Annotated in this window: 15 protein-coding genes; 9 read left to right on the top strand and 6 right to left on the bottom strand. The window is 68.0% G+C overall.

Annotated elements, in window-relative coordinates; translation table 11 throughout:
- The first annotated feature begins 6 nt into the window (after nucleotides 1-6).
- Nucleotides 7-2235 carry a catalase/peroxidase HPI gene (gene katG / locus HYG95_RS07815; protein ID WP_181697333.1) on the top strand — a complete coding sequence of 743 codons (2229 nt, stop codon included), beginning with the start codon at nucleotides 7-9 and terminating at the stop codon, nucleotides 2233-2235.
- A gap of 48 nt (nucleotides 2236-2283) precedes the next feature.
- Here katG and HYG95_RS07810 read toward each other — a convergent pair whose 3' ends face one another.
- On the bottom strand, nucleotides 2284-2787 hold the full coding sequence (locus HYG95_RS07810; RefSeq protein ID WP_181697332.1) for a flavin reductase family protein: 504 nt from the start codon (nucleotides 2785-2787) through the stop codon (nucleotides 2284-2286).
- 55 nt (nucleotides 2788-2842) lie between these two features.
- On the bottom strand, nucleotides 2843-3235 hold the full coding sequence (locus tag HYG95_RS07805; RefSeq protein WP_181697331.1) for a PPOX class F420-dependent oxidoreductase: 393 nt from the start codon (nucleotides 3233-3235) through the stop codon (nucleotides 2843-2845).
- A gap of 76 nt (nucleotides 3236-3311) precedes the next feature.
- On the opposite strand from HYG95_RS07805, the gene HYG95_RS07800 reads away from it, so the two are divergent.
- Both HYG95_RS07800 and HYG95_RS07795 read left to right on the top strand, forming a co-directional pair.
- Nucleotides 3312-3833 carry a hypothetical protein gene (locus HYG95_RS07800; RefSeq protein ID WP_181697330.1) on the top strand — a complete coding sequence of 174 codons (522 nt, stop codon included), beginning with the start codon at nucleotides 3312-3314 and terminating at the stop codon, nucleotides 3831-3833.
- A 34-nt stretch (nucleotides 3834-3867) separates the two neighbouring features.
- Nucleotides 3868-4419: a TetR family transcriptional regulator gene (locus HYG95_RS07795; protein ID WP_181697329.1), complete on the top strand. Its 552-nt coding sequence runs from the start codon at nucleotides 3868-3870 to the stop codon at nucleotides 4417-4419.
- 25 nt (nucleotides 4420-4444) lie between these two features.
- On the opposite strand, the gene HYG95_RS07790 is transcribed toward HYG95_RS07795, so the two are convergent.
- On the bottom strand, nucleotides 4445-5485 hold the full coding sequence (locus tag HYG95_RS07790; protein ID WP_181697328.1) for a hypothetical protein: 1041 nt from the start codon (nucleotides 5483-5485) through the stop codon (nucleotides 4445-4447).
- Between the two features lie 154 nt (nucleotides 5486-5639).
- Between HYG95_RS07790 and HYG95_RS07785 the strand changes: the two genes are divergently transcribed.
- A complete protein-coding gene (locus HYG95_RS07785) occupies nucleotides 5640-6506 on the top strand; it encodes a class I SAM-dependent methyltransferase (RefSeq protein ID WP_181697327.1) in 867 nt (288 codons plus the stop codon).
- Between the two features lie 153 nt (nucleotides 6507-6659).
- Here the strand turns inward: HYG95_RS07785 and HYG95_RS07780 are convergent, their stop codons facing one another.
- The 3 genes from HYG95_RS07780 to HYG95_RS07770 are packed head-to-tail and all read right to left on the bottom strand — an operon-like array spanning nucleotide 6660 to nucleotide 10621.
- Entirely contained in the window at nucleotides 6660-7862 is a 1203-nt protein-coding gene (locus tag HYG95_RS07780) for an aminotransferase class V-fold PLP-dependent enzyme (protein ID WP_181697326.1), read from the bottom strand.
- Between the two features lie 3 nt (nucleotides 7863-7865).
- Nucleotides 7866-9185 (bottom strand): pyridoxal-phosphate dependent enzyme, encoded by a 1320-nt coding sequence (locus HYG95_RS07775; protein WP_181697325.1) that lies wholly within the window; start codon nucleotides 9183-9185, stop codon nucleotides 7866-7868.
- Nucleotides 9182-10621, bottom strand: a complete 1440-nt coding sequence (locus HYG95_RS07770) for a Y4yA family PLP-dependent enzyme (protein ID WP_181697324.1) — start codon at nucleotides 10619-10621, stop codon at nucleotides 9182-9184. Before HYG95_RS07770 ends, HYG95_RS07775 begins: the two co-directional genes overlap by 4 nt.
- A 178-nt stretch (nucleotides 10622-10799) precedes the next feature.
- Between HYG95_RS07770 and HYG95_RS07765 the strand changes: the two genes are divergently transcribed.
- The 5 genes from HYG95_RS07765 to HYG95_RS07745 all read left to right on the top strand — a co-directional run bounded on the left by HYG95_RS07765 (nucleotide 10800) and on the right by HYG95_RS07745 (nucleotide 16016).
- A complete protein-coding gene (locus HYG95_RS07765; protein ID WP_181697323.1) occupies nucleotides 10800-11819 on the top strand; it encodes a glutathione S-transferase family protein in 1020 nt (339 codons plus the stop codon).
- A 127-nt stretch (nucleotides 11820-11946) separates the two neighbouring features.
- On the top strand, nucleotides 11947-12120 hold the full coding sequence (locus tag HYG95_RS07760; RefSeq protein ID WP_181697322.1) for a CsbD family protein: 174 nt from the start codon (nucleotides 11947-11949) through the stop codon (nucleotides 12118-12120).
- Nucleotides 12121-12306: 186 nt separating this feature from the next.
- Nucleotides 12307-13668 (top strand): MFS transporter, encoded by a 1362-nt coding sequence (locus tag HYG95_RS07755; protein WP_181697321.1) that lies wholly within the window; start codon nucleotides 12307-12309, stop codon nucleotides 13666-13668.
- A 46-nt stretch (nucleotides 13669-13714) separates the two neighbouring features.
- Nucleotides 13715-14374, top strand: coding sequence for a response regulator transcription factor (locus HYG95_RS07750; RefSeq protein ID WP_181697458.1), 660 nt, complete (start codon nucleotides 13715-13717; stop codon nucleotides 14372-14374).
- Between the two features lie 16 nt (nucleotides 14375-14390).
- Nucleotides 14391-16016, top strand: coding sequence for a sensor histidine kinase (locus HYG95_RS07745; protein WP_181697320.1), 1626 nt, complete (start codon nucleotides 14391-14393; stop codon nucleotides 16014-16016).
- Nucleotides 16017-16039 lie beyond the last annotated feature (23 nt).

The following is a 16039-nucleotide window of genomic DNA, read 5'->3' as shown; positions in this document are numbered from 1 at the left end:
AATATCGTGACCTCCGATAGCCGCCCACCCACTCCTGACACCGAAACCTCGAGCGCCAGCGAGAGCGAGAACCCCGCGATCCCCTCGCCCGAGCCCAAGGCGCATCGCCCGCTGACCAATCAGGACTGGTGGCCCGAGCAGATCGACGTCTCGGTCCTGCACGCGCACTCGTCGAAGTCCAACCCGCTCGGCGAGGACTTCGACTACGCCAAGGAATTCGCCAAGCTCGACGTCGAAGCGCTCAAGGCCGACATCGCCGCGGTCCTCACCGATTCCCAGGACTGGTGGCCCGCCGACTACGGCAACTACGGCGGCCTGTTCATCCGGATGAGCTGGCATTCGGCCGGTACCTACCGGATCGCCGACGGCCGCGGTGGCGGCGGTCAGGGCGCGCAGCGTTTCGCCCCGCTCAACAGCTGGCCCGACAACGCCAATCTCGACAAGGCGCGCAGGCTGCTGTGGCCGGTGAAGCAGAAGTACGGCAACAAGATCTCCTGGGCCGACCTCCTGGTTTTCACGGGCAATGTCGCACTGGAGTCGATGGGCTTCAAGACCTTCGGCTTCGGCTTCGGCCGCCCCGATATCTGGGAGCCCGAAGAGATGTTCTGGGGCCCGGAAGACACCTGGCTCGGCGACGAACGCTACAGCGGTGACCGCGAGCTCTCCGGGCCGCTCGGTGCGGTGCAGATGGGCCTGATCTATGTGAATCCGGAAGGCCCCAACGGCAGGCCCGACCCGGTAGCGGCGGCCCGCGACATCCGCGAGACCTTCGGTCGGATGGCGATGAACGACGAGGAGACCGCCGCGCTGATCGTCGGCGGGCACAGCTTCGGCAAGACCCACGGCGCGGGTGACGCGAGCCTGGTGGGTCCCGAGCCCGAGGCCGCCCCGATCGAGCAGCAGGGTCTCGGCTGGAAGAGCTCCTTCGGCACCGGCAAGGGCAAGGACGCCATCACCAGTGGGCTCGAGGTGGTCTGGACCGCGACACCCACCCAGTGGAGCAACGGCTTCCTGAAGAACCTGTACGGCTTCGAGTGGGAACTCACCAAGAGCCCCGCCGGCGCGTGGCAGTGGAAGCCGAAAGACGGTGCGGGCGAAGGACTCATCCCCGATCCGTTCGGCGGTCCGGCCCGCACGCCGACCATGCTCACCACCGACCTGGCCCTGCGCGAGGACCCGATCTACGGTGAGATCACCCGCCGCTGGCTCGATCATCCCGAGGAGCTGGCCGAGGCCTTCGCCAAGGCCTGGTACAAGCTGCTGCACCGCGACATGGGTCCGCTGAGCCGCTACCTCGGCCCGTGGGTGGCCGAGCCGCAGCTGTGGCAGGACCCGGTCCCGGCCGTCGACCACGAACTGGTCGACGACAACGATGTCGCGGCACTGAAGCGCACCGTGCTCGACTCCGGCCTCACCGTCGCCCAGCTGGTCAAGACGGCGTGGGCGTCGGCGGCCAGCTTCCGCAGCACCGACAAGCGCGGCGGCGCCAACGGTGCCCGCATCCGGCTGGAACCGCAGCGCGACTGGGAGATCAACGAGCCGGCCGAGCTGGCCAAGGTGCTCGAGGTGCTCGAGCGCATCCAGCAGGACTTCAACGCCTCGGCCACCGGTGGCAAGAAGATCTCGCTGGCCGACCTGATCGTCCTCGCGGGTTCCGCGGCGGTCGAGAAGGCCGCGCAGGACGCCGGTCACACGGTGACGGTTCCGTTCCACCCGGGACGCACCGACGCCACCCAGGAGTCCACCGACGTCGAGTCGTTCGCCGTGCTCGAGCCGCGCGCCGACGGTTTCCGCAACTACGTGCGTCCGGGTGAGAAGGCGCCGCTCGAGCGTCTGCTGCTCGACCGCGCGTACATGCTCGATGTGACCGCACCGCAGATGACGGTGCTGGTCGGCGGCTTGCGTGCGCTCGGCGCCAACCACGGTGGCAGCTCGCACGGTGTGTTCACCGATCGCCCGGGCGTGCTGTCCACCGACTTCTTCGTGAATCTGCTGGACCAGAACACGGAGTGGAAGCCTGCGGAGTCGGGCGAGAACGTCTACGAGGGCTTCGATCGCAAGACCGGAGCCAAGCGCTGGACGGCCACGGCCAACGACCTGGTGTTCGGCTCGCATTCGGTGCTGCGCGCGGTGTCGGAGGTGTACGCCCAGAGCGACGCGGGCGAGAAGTTCGTGCAGGACTTCGTCGACGCCTGGGTCAAGGTGGTCGACAACGACCGGTTCGACCTGCGCTGATCCCCGTCGACGGCCCGGAACCATCACGGTTCCGGGCCGTCGCCGTGTTCAGGCGGGGTGTCCCGGTTTCAGGTCGGCGACCGCGCTCAGGTGCAGGATCGCGTGGTCGGTGGACGGCACTTCGGCCGCGACGGGTGCGAGCAGCACGCCGAGGTGGTCGCCGAGGTCGATGCGTTCGAGGATCTCCCCCGCGAACCAGCCGGCCGCGCTGGTGAGGATCGGCAGCTCGTGCGGGCCGGTATCCCAGTCACATCTGGCGAATTTGTCGGTGTCGTCCCCGGTCGTGGTGGCGAACAGCCTGGCCACCTCGAAATGCCGCGCCGCGATCAGATGTACGGCGAGATGTGTTGCCGTGGCCGCTGTTTCGAAGGTGTGGTTGCTCTTGGACAACCCGACGAGGAACCGGCGCGGCTCGATACTCACCTGCGTGGCGAATCCGACGAGGCAGCCCGCGCGATGGCCGTGCGCACTGGTGGTGACGATCCAGACGGGCGCGTCCGCCGCCGAGATCACCGCGTCGAAGGAGTCCGTGGGGTCGGTGTCGCCAGACATGGGGACGAGTCTAGAACTCCTCGTCGCGGCCGCCGACACGCGGAATCCACACCGATCACCCCGCTAGCCGGATCCGGATGCCCGCCATGCGCTCGGAGCCTCCGCGCAGCGCACTGCCCACCAGCCCGATCCGGGCGACCAGCCCGTACTTGCGCTTCATCAGACCGGTGAAGTGCGCACTCGCGCCGGGAGACAGCACCTCGGCGAAGCCGGGCACCGACGTGCCGAGTGGCTTGCCGCGCCAGTCGCAGGAGCAGACCGTCACCCGACCGCTGTTGCGGATTCGCTTCACCTTTCCGGTGTCCGCCGCGCTCCACACCGCCAGCGTCCCTCCGTCGCGCATCACCAAGACCGGGGTGGGGACGGGCCTGCCGTCCCGGCGAAATGTGGTGAGCAGCAGATATTTACCGGTCGACAGGTCGTCGAGCATCGTGTCGATGTGTTCCATGCCAAGATACTAACCAGTTAGTTAGTTTAGTGTGTCGAGCCGCTCGAGGATCGGCAACAGGGAGGGAATCCACGTGATGCGATTCGTTTGGACCTTTCTCGCGGGGTTCGCCTTGGGCACCCCCGCGATCCCCGTCGGCCTTTCGCTGGCCCTGCCCGGTCCGATGACCCTGTTCGCGGTGCTACTGGGCGCGGGGTGCTGTGTCGTCTTCGCGGTCGTCGCCGTGGAGCGTGCCAGGCTGATCTGGCAGTCTTGGCGTGCCCGCCGGAAATCAGCTGCGCTCCAGGGTAATTCGTCAACGGGCACCGACGGAGCAGCTTCGATCGGCGCGCTCGACGTGCGAGATCACGCGGCGAAGGGCCGGCTGTCCGGCGCCGCAGGGCAACGGGCACGGCGCGTCCTGGCCCGGTTCGGCGTCCCGGGCTTCGGAATACTGGGGCCTGCCCTTTTCGGCACCTGGGGCTCGGCCCTGCTCGGCGCCGCGCTGGGAATACCTCGCCTGCGGCTCATCTGCTGGTTGATGGCCGGAGTCACCGTGTGGTGCACCGTGCTGCTGGTCGCCTCGGATGCGGTCCTGGTCTACTTCGGAATCGGATGACACGGCCGACAACCCACAGAACTACGATGACCCCATGTCCCGCGCCGAGGCCACCAAGGCACGCATCCTCCAGGCGGCCACCGAGGAGTTCGCGACATACGGCATCGCCGGAGCCCGGGTGGACCGGATCGCCAAGGCCGCGGCAGCCAACAAGAACCTCATCTACATCTATTTCTGCAGCAAAGATCAACTCTTCGACGCCGTCTTCGATGCCCACGTCACCCACGGCCTCGAGTCGGTCCCCTTCACCCCGGACGACCTCCCCGAGTACGCCGGGCGGCTCTTCGACTACTGCCGAGCCCATCCCGAGGTCATCCGGCTCGCCACCTGGCACCGCCTCGAGCGCGGCGATCAGAACCCCGCAGGCGCGACGCCGGCGCGCGAGGTGAAGCTGGAAGCGCTTGCCGCCGTGCAGAAGACGAACAACATCGGCTCCGGCTTCTCACCCGGCACACTGCTGACACTGGTCCTGAGCATCGCGCTCGCCTGGAATCCGGGCAATGCCGCCGGTGTGCCTGCTTCCGAAGCCGAGACCATCGACGACCGCCGCCGTGCCGTCATGGAGGCAGTGCGCCGACTCCTGTGACCCGCACAGGCGAAACCGTGGTGACCTAGGAGTCGTCGTCCTCGTCCTCGTCGGGGTCGGCCAGGTCCACATCCAGATCGACCGAGAAACCCGGAATCGGCAGCGGGTCGCCCGATTCGTGCATGGTGAGGTACTCGGTGCCGAGGCCGAGCCGGTGCAACAGGACCGTGGTGACGGTCGCCGCGGCGCGGGCATCGGTGGACACATCGGACCAGCAGCGCAGCGCGGTGCCATCGGGGCGATCAGTGAAGCCGAGGGCTGCCAGGTGGTGGCGCGTGGCATCGGTGACCGCAGCGGATACGCGGATCTCCTTGGGAGACACAGTGAATCGCACCTGACGGTCCGGGGTCTGCTCGAGGTCGTAGAAGTCGAGCACCAGAGGTTGCGGGCCCGAGCCGAGGGCGCGCATCGCGAGATGGAGGCTGGTCACGAGATCGGTGAGCAGGCCACGCAGGTGCGCGAGGGTGTACACACTCCACACCTCGGCCCCGCGACCGGACGATCCCGCGGACCACGTGTAATCGACCTCGTAGTCATCGGCGCTGGTGTACTCCAGGTCGTGCTCGTCGGCGGGAATCCAGTCGTCCTCGTCGAGGAATTCCGGGTAGTGGTATTGCGTCTTCCAGTTTCGCCATCGCCGGTTCCCGTCGACCTCGACCGACCGGATACCCAGCTCGAGGTCTCCGTCGGCCGCCAGTTCGAGGGTGTACAACGTCGGCCCGTCGACCCAGCCGACGTCGAGATCCTCCGAGAGGCCGCTGTACCAGCTGGGCTCACCCCACACCGCCACTGCGCGATCGAGGTAGATGCGGAACTGTTCGGGCTCGATCTTCGCTACGGGAACCGAGAACAGTCGGCACGGCTTGCTCTCGTCGTAGGGATCGTCGTCGCCGAAGGTGTGGGTGCCTGCGGGCATCTCGGGAACGTCGACCGAGCCGTCGCTCGCGAGTGTGCCGCCCATCGCACGACAGGCCCGTTCGATGTCGGTGCGCGTGCAGTCTCGGAAATCGGCGGCGCGCAGCCGCGCGAGCAGGTCGACCAAGCGGGTGTCGGGCAGGAGATCCATACCGAGCACAGTAGGGCGGGGTACCGACAATTGTTCGGTGTAAGCCGTTGCGGGGGTTGATGATCCGGCGCCACCCGCGAGTCTTTGCCACCACCGGTTACGGATCGGCGTGTCCGAGTTCGAATTGAAAATGATGTTCAGTAGCATGTGCGTTATGACGATCATTCATGAGCGCCGCGGGGGGCGTGCGGGGACCGGAACCTCGACCGGGGAACCGGCCGCGGCCGAGGCCGTATTCCTCGACGCGACGCTGGCGTTGCTCGAGCCCTTGGCGGTCGCGCCCGGACAGGTTGTCGTCGATGTGGGGCCGGGAGCCGGATCGTCGACCGTCGCGTTGGCACGAACTGTCGGTGAGGCGGGGCGGGTATATGCGGTAGACCTCGATCCGGCGATGCTCGAGCTCACCATCGAGGCCGCGCGTGCGGCCGGGGTCAGCGACCGGGTCCGCGCAGTCCTGCACGATCTCGAGGACGGCGCACCACCACTACCCGAACCGGCCGACGTGGTCTGGTCGTCCTGGTGTGTGCACCACGCGCACGACTGGGACACGGCCGTGCGGTCCCTCACCCGGCTGCTCCGCCCCGGCGGCGTCCTCGCCATCGCGGAGGGTGGTCTGCCCACCCGCTGCCTGCCGTGGGACATCGGCATCGGCAGGCCCGGCCTTGAGATTCGGCTCGACGAGGCGCACGATCAGCAGTTCACGCGCTGGTTCTTCGACCGCCCGGCAGCGGTGCGACCGCGCCGCGCGTGGACGGCGATCCTCGCCGACGCCGGTCTCGTCGACGTCACCGCCTCGACGGCACTGGTCGACCTGCCCGCTCCCCTGCCCACCGACGTCCGCCGGGTCGTACTCGACGAATTCGCCGCGCGGGTGCGCCGGGCGGCACCGTACCTCGACGACGCCGACACGGCGGTCTGGCAGCGACTCCTCGACCCGCACGACGAGCACTGGCTAGGCACCCGCGACGACCTCGCCCTCCTCAGCGCGCGCACCGCTTTCCGCGGCCGCACCCCCGCCTGACCCGGTCAACCCTGCACCGCCTTTCGGGCCGCATGCCGCCCGACCGCTCGACTACTCACTCCCCCACTGCTTTCGCGACCGCAACTCGTCCGACCCCGCTCAACTGCTCACTCCTCGTCCCACTTCCGGGCCGCACCCGTGACCTGAGATCGCTCAGCTGCTCATTCCCTCGCACCGACGCACCACCTCGAGCACCCGGTCGATCTCGTCGGGAGTGTTGTAGACGTGCACGCTCACCCGTACGGCGTGGTCATCGGAATCACGACCCGCCTGGCAGTGCCCGTCGGCGCGCACCATGATTCCCTCGTCGGCGAGCACGAAGCCCAGGTCGTCGGAGCGCACCGCGCGATGCCGGAAGGTCACCAGTGCCTCGCGCCGCTGCACGGTCGATTCGGCGGTGAGACTGTCCTGACAGCCGAGCACCTGTACTCCGGGCAGCCGGGCCAACCCGTCGGTGAGTCGTAGGGTCAAAGCGCTTGTCCAGGCGCCGATCTCGGCCGTTCCGGCGGCATCGAGCCAATCGAAGGCGGCGGCCATGCTGACGATGCCCGCCGTGTTCGGCGTCCCCTCCCACCCGCGTAGCGCGAAGCGCGGGCCACGCCGATTGCGCGCCCACACCGCCCCGATGCCGGGCAGTGCCAGCATCTTGTGCCCGGAGAACACCACGAAATCCACATCGAGGTCGGCGACCGACACCGGCCGGTGCCCGACGCTCTGCGCGGCGTCGAGACAGATCGGCACCTCGGGCCCCACCGCCTGGCGCACCCGGTGCACGTTCATATCGACACCGAAGACGTGATGCACGTGGGTGACGGCGACGAAGCGGGTGCGGTCGGTGACCACCGACGGCAGGGCCCGATGGTCGTAGTCACCGGAGGCCGGGTCGACCGGCATCGCGACGATGCGCACGCGAATACCCCCGCGCGCCAAATCGTCTCGCATATCGAGCCAGGGACGCAGATTGGCTTCGTGGTCACCGAACGGGACGATGATCTCGTCACCGTCGAGGAGCTGATCGGCCAGCCAATCCTGCGCCACCGCCCGCAATCCGTGACTCGTGCCGCCGACGAACTCCACCGAGGAGCCAGTCGTGTTGTCGCCCAAGGCAATTCGGATCCGCTCGCGGGCACGCTCGATGCGGCCGGTGGTCGCGGTCGCCCACGGATAGGAACCGCGCCCGACATTGGCATTGCCGGTGGTGAGGAAATCGGTGACCGCGTCGAGTACCGCGGCCGGCTTCTGGGTCGTGGCCGCGCTGTCGAGATAGGCCACGTCGGGATTGCGCGTGAGAATCGGGAACTGGGCGCGTAGTCCGGCCTGCCAGTCGGCCAACCGGTCGAGAACGTCGTCGGTCATGGCTCAGTCCCTGACCAACGGTGCGCCCGCGTCGCGCCAGGCCACCACACCACCGCGCAGACTCCGCACGTCCCGGTGCCCCATCCGGGTGAGCAGGGCCGCGTAGCGCGCGGACTTCTCACCGACCGGGCACACGAGCAATACCGGTGTGCCCGCACCGAACGGCAGCCCACCGTGGACGAGTTCGTCGAACAGCTCGTCGACGATATTGATCGAGCCCTCGATGTGGACCGCGCCGTAGGCGAAGGAACCGCGCAGGTCGACGACCACCGGCCGGTCCCGAGCGATCCACTCACGCGCCTCGTCCACGTCGACCGCCTCCACGGCGGCGATCTCGGCGTCGGTCACCGTGCTCACCGAATTCGGGCGCACCGGTTGCTCGAGCAGATCGGGCCTGCGCTTGCGCACATAACTGAGATAGCTCTCCACCCGATCGCACACGATGAACACAGCCGTGCGCCGCTCGGTGAGCTCCGCGTCGACGGCCCGCAGATGACGCAGCGCCCCGAAGTAGGCGGCACCTGCGGTCGGCCCGCCGAGGATCCCGCAGCGGCGATTGAGGGTGAGCATGCCCTCGATCGCCTCCTGCGAGGTCACCGCGTCGATCGTGTCGTAGTTGTCCGGGTCGAACAGTCCGACTTCGTTGATCTCGTCGATATTGCGGATGCCGGGGATGAAATCGGACTTGTCGGCGACCAACCCGATCACCGACACCGCCGGATTGTGTTCGCGCAGCACACCTGCCACGCCCGTCGAGGATCCCGCGGTGCCGATACAGGCGACGAAGATGTCGGGGCCCGCGCCGTCGAGGTCCTTGATGATCTCCGGCGCGGTCCCGGTGCGGTGCGCGTCGAGGTTGCGGGTGTTGAAGTACTGATCGGTGTGCAGGTAGCCGCCGCCGTCCTCGGACAGCATCCGGTACATGCGGCTGAGCGGGTCTTCGGTGTCGGTCGGGTCAAGGCATTCGGTCTGGCCGGGCAGTTCCTCGATGCGGGCGCCGAGCAACAGCAGCAGCTCCTTGATCTCGGGCACCTTCATGCGGTTGGTGACGCTCTTGAACGGCAGTCCGTGCATCGCCGCGATCACCGCCAGCGCCTTGGCGGTGTTGCCGCTGGACAACTCGACCACGGCGTCACCCTGTTCCACGGCTCGGGACAGGCCGTCGCGCACCATGTTCCAGGCCGGACGGTCCTTCACCGAACCGAACGGATTGAGCATCTCCATCTTCGCGTAGAGGTCGATATTGGTGAGCCCGTGCACGGCCGGATCGATCCGGACCAGCGGCGTGTCCCCGATGACGTCGAGAATGCTGTCGTACTTCATGCGCGGTTCCCTTCCACGGGCCAATACTGTTCATCCAGGCACCACGTCCACCCGCCCTCGCCGGGGCGGACCGCGATCGTGCGGGCGACCGGTTGCATCAGCGCGGAATCGGCCGCGAAATCCATGAAGTAGCCCGCCGTGTTCACGAACGCGAGCAGATCCCCCGGCACCGGAGTGCGCGCCAGGGTGACCTTGCGGCGGGTGATGAAGTCGTCTTCGAGACAGAGATTGCCCGTGAGATACACCCCCACCGGGTCACCGGGACGTTCGGGCAGCAACACCGGATCCATCAGCACCGCATGGTGTTCGGCGCTGATGTCACGGGAATTCGCGGCCACCCGGACCAGGATTTCGCCCTCCTCGGTGGTACGCACCTCCGAGACCAGGGCCAGGGTGAGGCCGCATTGGTCGGTCAGCGACCGACCCGGTTCGATGTGCAGGTCGTAAAGGTTTTCCAGGAGCAGGGTGGCCAATGTTCGGCCCAGCGAAGGCGACTCGCGGCTCAGCAGTTCGTCCAGGTAGTCCGCACCGGCGAGTTCGCGATGGGCGGGATAGAGGCCGAGGGTGCCGCGCAGCGTGCCCGCCTGTGCGCGCAGGCCGTAACCGTGGCTGTGCCAGGTCATGGGTGGGCGCGTGCCGAGCACCGCGTTGCCGAGTTCGGTGGTGTAGCGGTGCCATTCGGCACGGTCACGCAGGTAGCTCACGCCGAAACCGCCGCCGATATCGATCGCGGTAGGGGTGAATCCCCTGATCTGGGCTTCCCGCATGGCCAGCAGGCAGCCTTCGAGGGCCAGGGCCTTTTCGTCGAGGCCTGTGGTGTCGAGGTGGTAGGCCATCCCACGCAGGTCGAGGGCGTCGCGGTGCCGGTCGAGCAGGTCGAGGGTCGAGGGCAGTTCGCGGATGTGCAGGCCGAAACGACTGCGTCTGCTGGCAATGGTCACCCCGGGCGAGTCGAAGGCCGACAGCCGGATCATCACCCGCGTTCGCGGCAATCCCGAATCGGTGACCAGCCGGGCCAGCTCGGCGAGCTCCTCGCGGGAGTCGGCGTTGACGACCGCACCGACCCGTGCGGCGAGCCACAGGAATTCCCGGTCCTTGGGGCCGGTCGCCATGATGCGGTCGCCGGTGAATCCGCACTCGAGCGCGTGCCGCAGCTCCCCGAGCGAGGCCACGTCGATTCCGCACTCCCCCGCCGCCAGCGCGCGGACGAGCGCGCTCGACCGGTTCGCCTTGTGCGCGAAGAAGATGTTCCCACTCAGCCGGTGCGCGCGGTACACGGCGCGGTAGCTCGCCGCGTTCTCCTCGAGTTGTTGTGGCACAACCACATTCAGTGGCGATCCGAGCGCGGCGACCAGCTCCGCGAGCTTGCCGGGCGTGTCGAGCACCGCGCGAAGCGACCCACCGATTCGCGGCGTCAAGACCAGGTCCGGTTCCACACTGCCCCCATCCGAGCCACGTTTGTTGACAACGATTTTCGCTAGGACATCATGTCCCCGACCCCTTTCCCACACAAGCCGGCGAGCGTCACTGCGCCACAACAGGTTCGATTTCCAGGGTAGCCACCACCGCCCGCAGGTGACCGGTTTCGCCGGTCCGATATGCGACACTGACCCGATGAGCGATGCCGACGCCGGTGCGGGCAGCTACGTCGAGAAGGGCGAGTTCCGCCGCGACACCAACTACATCACCACACGCATCACCGCCGACGGCCGCGACGGCTACCCCGTCGAACCCGGCCGCTACCGCTTGATCGCGGCCCGGGCCTGCCCGTGGGCCAACCGCACCCTGATCGTGCGTCGCCTGCTCGGGCTCGAGCCGGTGCTGTCACTCGGCCTGTGCGGGCCCACCCACGACAAACTCAGCTGGACCTTCGACCTCGACCCCGGCGGCGTCGATCCGGTGCTCGGTATCCATCGCCTGCGTGACGCCTACCTGGCCCGGTTCCCGGACTATCCGCGCGGGATCACCGTGCCCGCGATGGTCGAGATCGCGACCGGGCAGGTGGTCACCAACGACTACGCCCAGATCACCCTCGACTTCTCCACCGAGTGGAGCGCCTATCACCGGCCGGGCGCGCCGCAGTTGTATCCCGAATCGCTGCGCGAGGAGATCGACGCGATCAACCGGGAAGTGTTCACCGAGATCAACAACGGCGTCTACCGCTGTGGTTTCGCCGGCGCACAGGACGCCTACGACGCGGCCTACGACCGGCTCTTCGCCGCGCTCGACCGGGTGAGCGAGCGGTTGCGCACCCAGCGCTACCTCGTCGGCGACACCATCACCGAAGCCGACGTGCGGCTGTTCACCACCCTGGCCCGCTTCGATCCGGTCTATCACGGGCACTTCAAGTGCAACCGCACCAAGCTCAGCGAGATGCCGGTGCTGTGGGCCTACGCCCGCGACCTGTTCCAGACACCCGGCTTCGGCGACACCATCGACTTCGGCCAGATCAAGGAGCACTACTACGTGGTGCACCGCGACATCAACCCCACCGGCGTCGTCCCGAAGGGCCCCGACCTGTCGAACTGGCTCACCGCGCATCATCGCGAGGAACTCGGCGGCCGCCCCTTCGGTGACGGCACCCCACCACCCCCGCCGCATCCCGGCGAAGAGGTTCCCGCGATCACGGAGTGATCAGCCCGACGAATGAAAACGGCTGCGCCTGATTGCCTTTCCGAAACCGGGGTATGCGCCCATCGGGTCCAACGGACGGCCCACGGTCACCGACGCTGACCGAGCGATCTGTCTGGAAGGAACAACTGTGAGTCTCGCGGACAAGGCGAAGAACAAGGCCGAAGAGCTCGTCGGCAAGGCCAAGGAAGCGGCGGGCAAGTCGACCGACGACCGCTACCTCGAGCACGAGGGCAAGACCGATCAGACCAAGGCCAACATCAAGGACGCGGGCGAGAAGGTCAAGGACGCCTTCCGCCACTGACACCTGACACCCCGCGAAACGCCTCGAACCATTCGGTCCGGGGCGTTTCGCTCTGTCTGTCCCGCGCCGGGTCGGCATCGTCCTAAGGGAACGTTAGGAACCTCCGTCGTGGCTTCCGTGGGGGCTGTGACAGCCGACACAGTGGTCTGCGACGGCGCACTGCCGCGCCGAAAGAGGAGGTCCAAGGTGACAACGACACAGGTCGGTGGTGAGAAGCGGGTCGTCGCGAATGTGTTGCGCGGGTCGATCGGCAATCTGGTCGAGTGGTACGACTGGTACGTCTACGCCGCGTTCAGCGTGTACTTCGCGAAGGCGTTCTTTCCCGACGGCGACCCGACGGCCCAGTTGCTCTCGACGGCGGCGGTTTTCGCGGTCGGGTTCATCATGCGCCCGATCGGCGGGTGGGCGCTTGGCCGCTACGCCGACCGGTTCGGCCGGCGCGCCGCGCTGACCCTGTCGGTCACCGTGATGGCCGCCGGGTCGCTGATGATCGCGGTGACCCCCGGCTTCGCGACCATCGGCATCGCGGCGCCCGTACTGCTGCTGCTGGCGCGGCTGCTGCAAGGACTCTCCGTCGGCGGCGAATACGCCACCAGCGCCACGTATCTGTCGGAGGTGGCCTCGCCGGGGCGGCGCGGTTTCTACTCCAGCTTCCAGTACGTGACCCTGGTCGCGGGCCAGCTCACCGCCCTCGGTGTGCAGATCGTGCTGCAGCAGGTGCTCTCCGCCGAGCAGATGTACAGCTGGGGCTGGCGCATTCCGTTCCTGATCGGCGCGGGTGGCGCCATCGTGGTGATGCTGTTGCGCCGCGGCATGGACGAGTCCGAATCGTTCGAGGCCGCGACGAAGACCGCCGCCGCGTCCCCGAGCAGCTCGCGCGGTTCGCTGCGGGTGCTGCTGCAATACCCGCGCGAATGCCTGCTGGTCGTCGGCCTGACCATGGGTGGCACCGTGGCGTTCTACACCTACACGACCTACATGCAGAAGTTCATGATCAACACCTCGGGCATCTCCAAGGACACCGTCGCCTGGATCAACTTCGTCGCGCTGCTGGTCTTCGTGGTCCTGCAGCCGATCGCGGGCGGACTGTCCGACCGCATCGGGCGCCGCAAGCTGCTCATCTTCTTCGGCGTCGCGGGCACCCTGCTGACGGTGCCGATCATGACCGCCCTCGCCCACACCGCCAACCCGCTGGCCGCCTTCGGCCTGATGATGCTCGCGTTGGTGATCGTCACCGGCTACACCTCGATCAACTCGATCGTGAAGGCCGAACTGTTCCCGACCAAGATCCGCGCACTCGGCGTCGGCCTGCCGTACGCGCTGACCGTCGCCATCTTCGGTGGCACCGCCGAGATGATCGCGTTGGCGCTGAAGAAGGCGGACCTCGAGTCGCTGTACTTCTTCTACGTCGCCGGGTGTATCGGGATCTCGCTGGTCACGTACTACTTCATGCGGGAGACCTCGGCCGAGTCGACCATCGAAGCCGAACGCGAGGTCCACTCCGACCCGGTGGAGCCGGAACGGGCGATGGCCGCCGTGCGTGGCTGACCGTGCGGTACACGCACCGATCCAGGCCCTGTGGGAGGATCGGCGCGTGCGGCTTGCGGTGGTCGAAGACGACGACGGAGTGGGCGACGCCCTGGTGGAGGCGCTCACCGCACGCGGCTACCGCGCCGAGCGCATGCGCCGCGGCGCCGACCTGCTCATCGCCCACCGCGACTACGACGCCGTCCTCCTCGACCTCGGCCTGCCGGACGCGGACGGACTGCAGGTGCTGCGGCAACTGCGCGAGGTGAGCGCCGTGCCGGTGCTGATCCTGACCGCCCGCAGCGACGAGCGGTCCATCGTGCGCGGGCTGCGCGGCGGGGCCGACGACTATGTGGTGAAACCACCGCGGATCGCGGAGCTGATGGCGCGGCTCGAGACGGTGCTGCGCCGGGCAGCCGCCGTCGCCAACCAGAGCAGAACCGAGGTCGTCACCGGGGATGTGCGCGTCGACCTGCGCGCCCGCACGGTCGAGGTCGGTGGATCGCCGATCTCGCTCACCCAGAAGGAATTCGAGCTGGTCGAGGCACTCGTGGAACGACCGGGTGCGGCGGTGAGCAGGCAGCAGCTGATGGACCGGATCTGGGGCGACGCGTTCGTCGCGGTGTCCCGTTCCCTCGATGTCCACATGACCGGGTTGCGCGCCAAACTGAACCGGCCGGGACTGATCACCACCATTCGCGGCTACGGGTATCGGTGGGGGCAGTGATCACCGGAGGACGCGCGTGCGCCGCCGGCTGCTGATCGTCCTCACCGTATTCGCCGCGCTGGCGGTGCTGTCCTTCGCGGTGCCGCTGTCACTCACCGCCGCCACCAGCCGCACCCAGCAGTTGGTGCTCGGCCGTTCCGGCGACGCCGACCGTTTCGCCACCCTCGCCGACGGAGCCGGTTCTCCCGACGGGGTGCGCGCGCTCGCCGACGAGGTGAACCGCTACCACGAGCTGTACGGCGAGAACGTGCTGGTCGTCGACGCCCGGGGCGCGCCGATCGTCAATGCCGGTGTGGTGGTGACCGATTCGCGCACCAGCGCGGCGCTGGCGGCGGCGCGACGCAACCAGCGGCCCCAGCACCAGGATCGGCTCACGCCGTGGAGCGCGCCCGTCTTGCTCGTCGCGCGTCCCGTCGGCACCGGTGTCCAGGTGAACGGGGCCGTCGTGATCGAGGCGTCGACCGCCGCGGCGCGTGCCGCGATCGCCAGGACCTGGGCTGTCATCGCGGTCGGCGGGTTGGTCGCGATGATCGGGTTCATGCTGTTGGCGTTCGTCCTGAGTCGATGGGTGCTGCGACCGCTGGCCGCGATGTCGGGCGCCGTCGCCGAGCTCACCGCCACCCTGCCCAAGCCGCGTGGGCGCGCCCCGATCACCAGGAACTATGGCGGCCCGCCCGAGGTCCGCGCGCTGGCAGAGTCGGTCGACGCCATGGCCACCGCAGTCGGTGACTCCGCGGACGCGCAACGTCAACTCGTCGCCGACACCGCGCATGCCATGCGTAACCCACTGGCAGCCTTGATGATTCGGCTCGATTCACTCGAGTACGCCGTGCCCGCGACCGCGTCGGCAACCTTTCGTGGTGCTACCGCGGAAGTGGAACGGTTGACCGCGCTGCTGGACGACCTGCTCGAGCTTGCCGTCGCGGAAACACCTGCGTCGTTCGGGACCGCGGCGTCCGAGGAAGAACAGTGCGATCCGGCACAGGTTGTCGCCGACCGCATCGATGCCTGGGTGTCGGCGTTCCAGGAGGCGGGCATTCAATTGGCGGCCCTCCCGCGGACGTCGGCCGTCCAGCCGTTGGATTCGAGTGCTGCGTCCGGTGGGACCAACGTGGCCGTTGCTCGCGCTTCGTCGTCGGAAGGCAGTGGCGCGAGCAGCTCGGCCGCGGCGCACGTTCCGCCGCCGGACGACAGCGGCGCGATCAACTCGACCGCAGCGCACGTTCCACCGCCTGACGACAGCGGCACGCTGAACCCGACCGCGGCTCGGCTTTCAACGCCTGACGGCGGGGAGGTGACCGCGGCGATCAGTTCGGCGGCGCTGGCGCAGATTCTCGATGTGGCGCTGAGCAATTCCTGCCGATACGCGGGCGCCGGAGCGCACACCCACGTCACCATCGAGGCCGAGCCGGGCTGGGTGACGGTCCGGGTCGCTGATGACGGGATCGGTGTCGCACCGGAGGAACTCGCCAAACTCACCACCCGCTTCTTTCGCGGCACCACAGCTGTCCCGGGCGGCACCGGACTCGGACTCTCGATCGCGCAGGCATTGGCCAGAGCCCACGGTGGCGAACTGGCCGTGGAGGCGGTGCGGCCGCACGGACTCGCCGTCGTAATCCGGCTACCGGCGGTGCTTCGATGAGCGGCGCCGTGCCGAGCAGGCAC

Source organism: Nocardia sp. GTS18 (assembly GCF_013839555.1).
GTDB classification, from domain to species: domain Bacteria; phylum Actinomycetota; class Actinomycetes; order Mycobacteriales; family Mycobacteriaceae; genus Nocardia; species Nocardia rosealba.
Note: the sequence above shows the minus strand (reverse complement) of the source record. Positions and strands in the feature narration are given on the sequence as shown.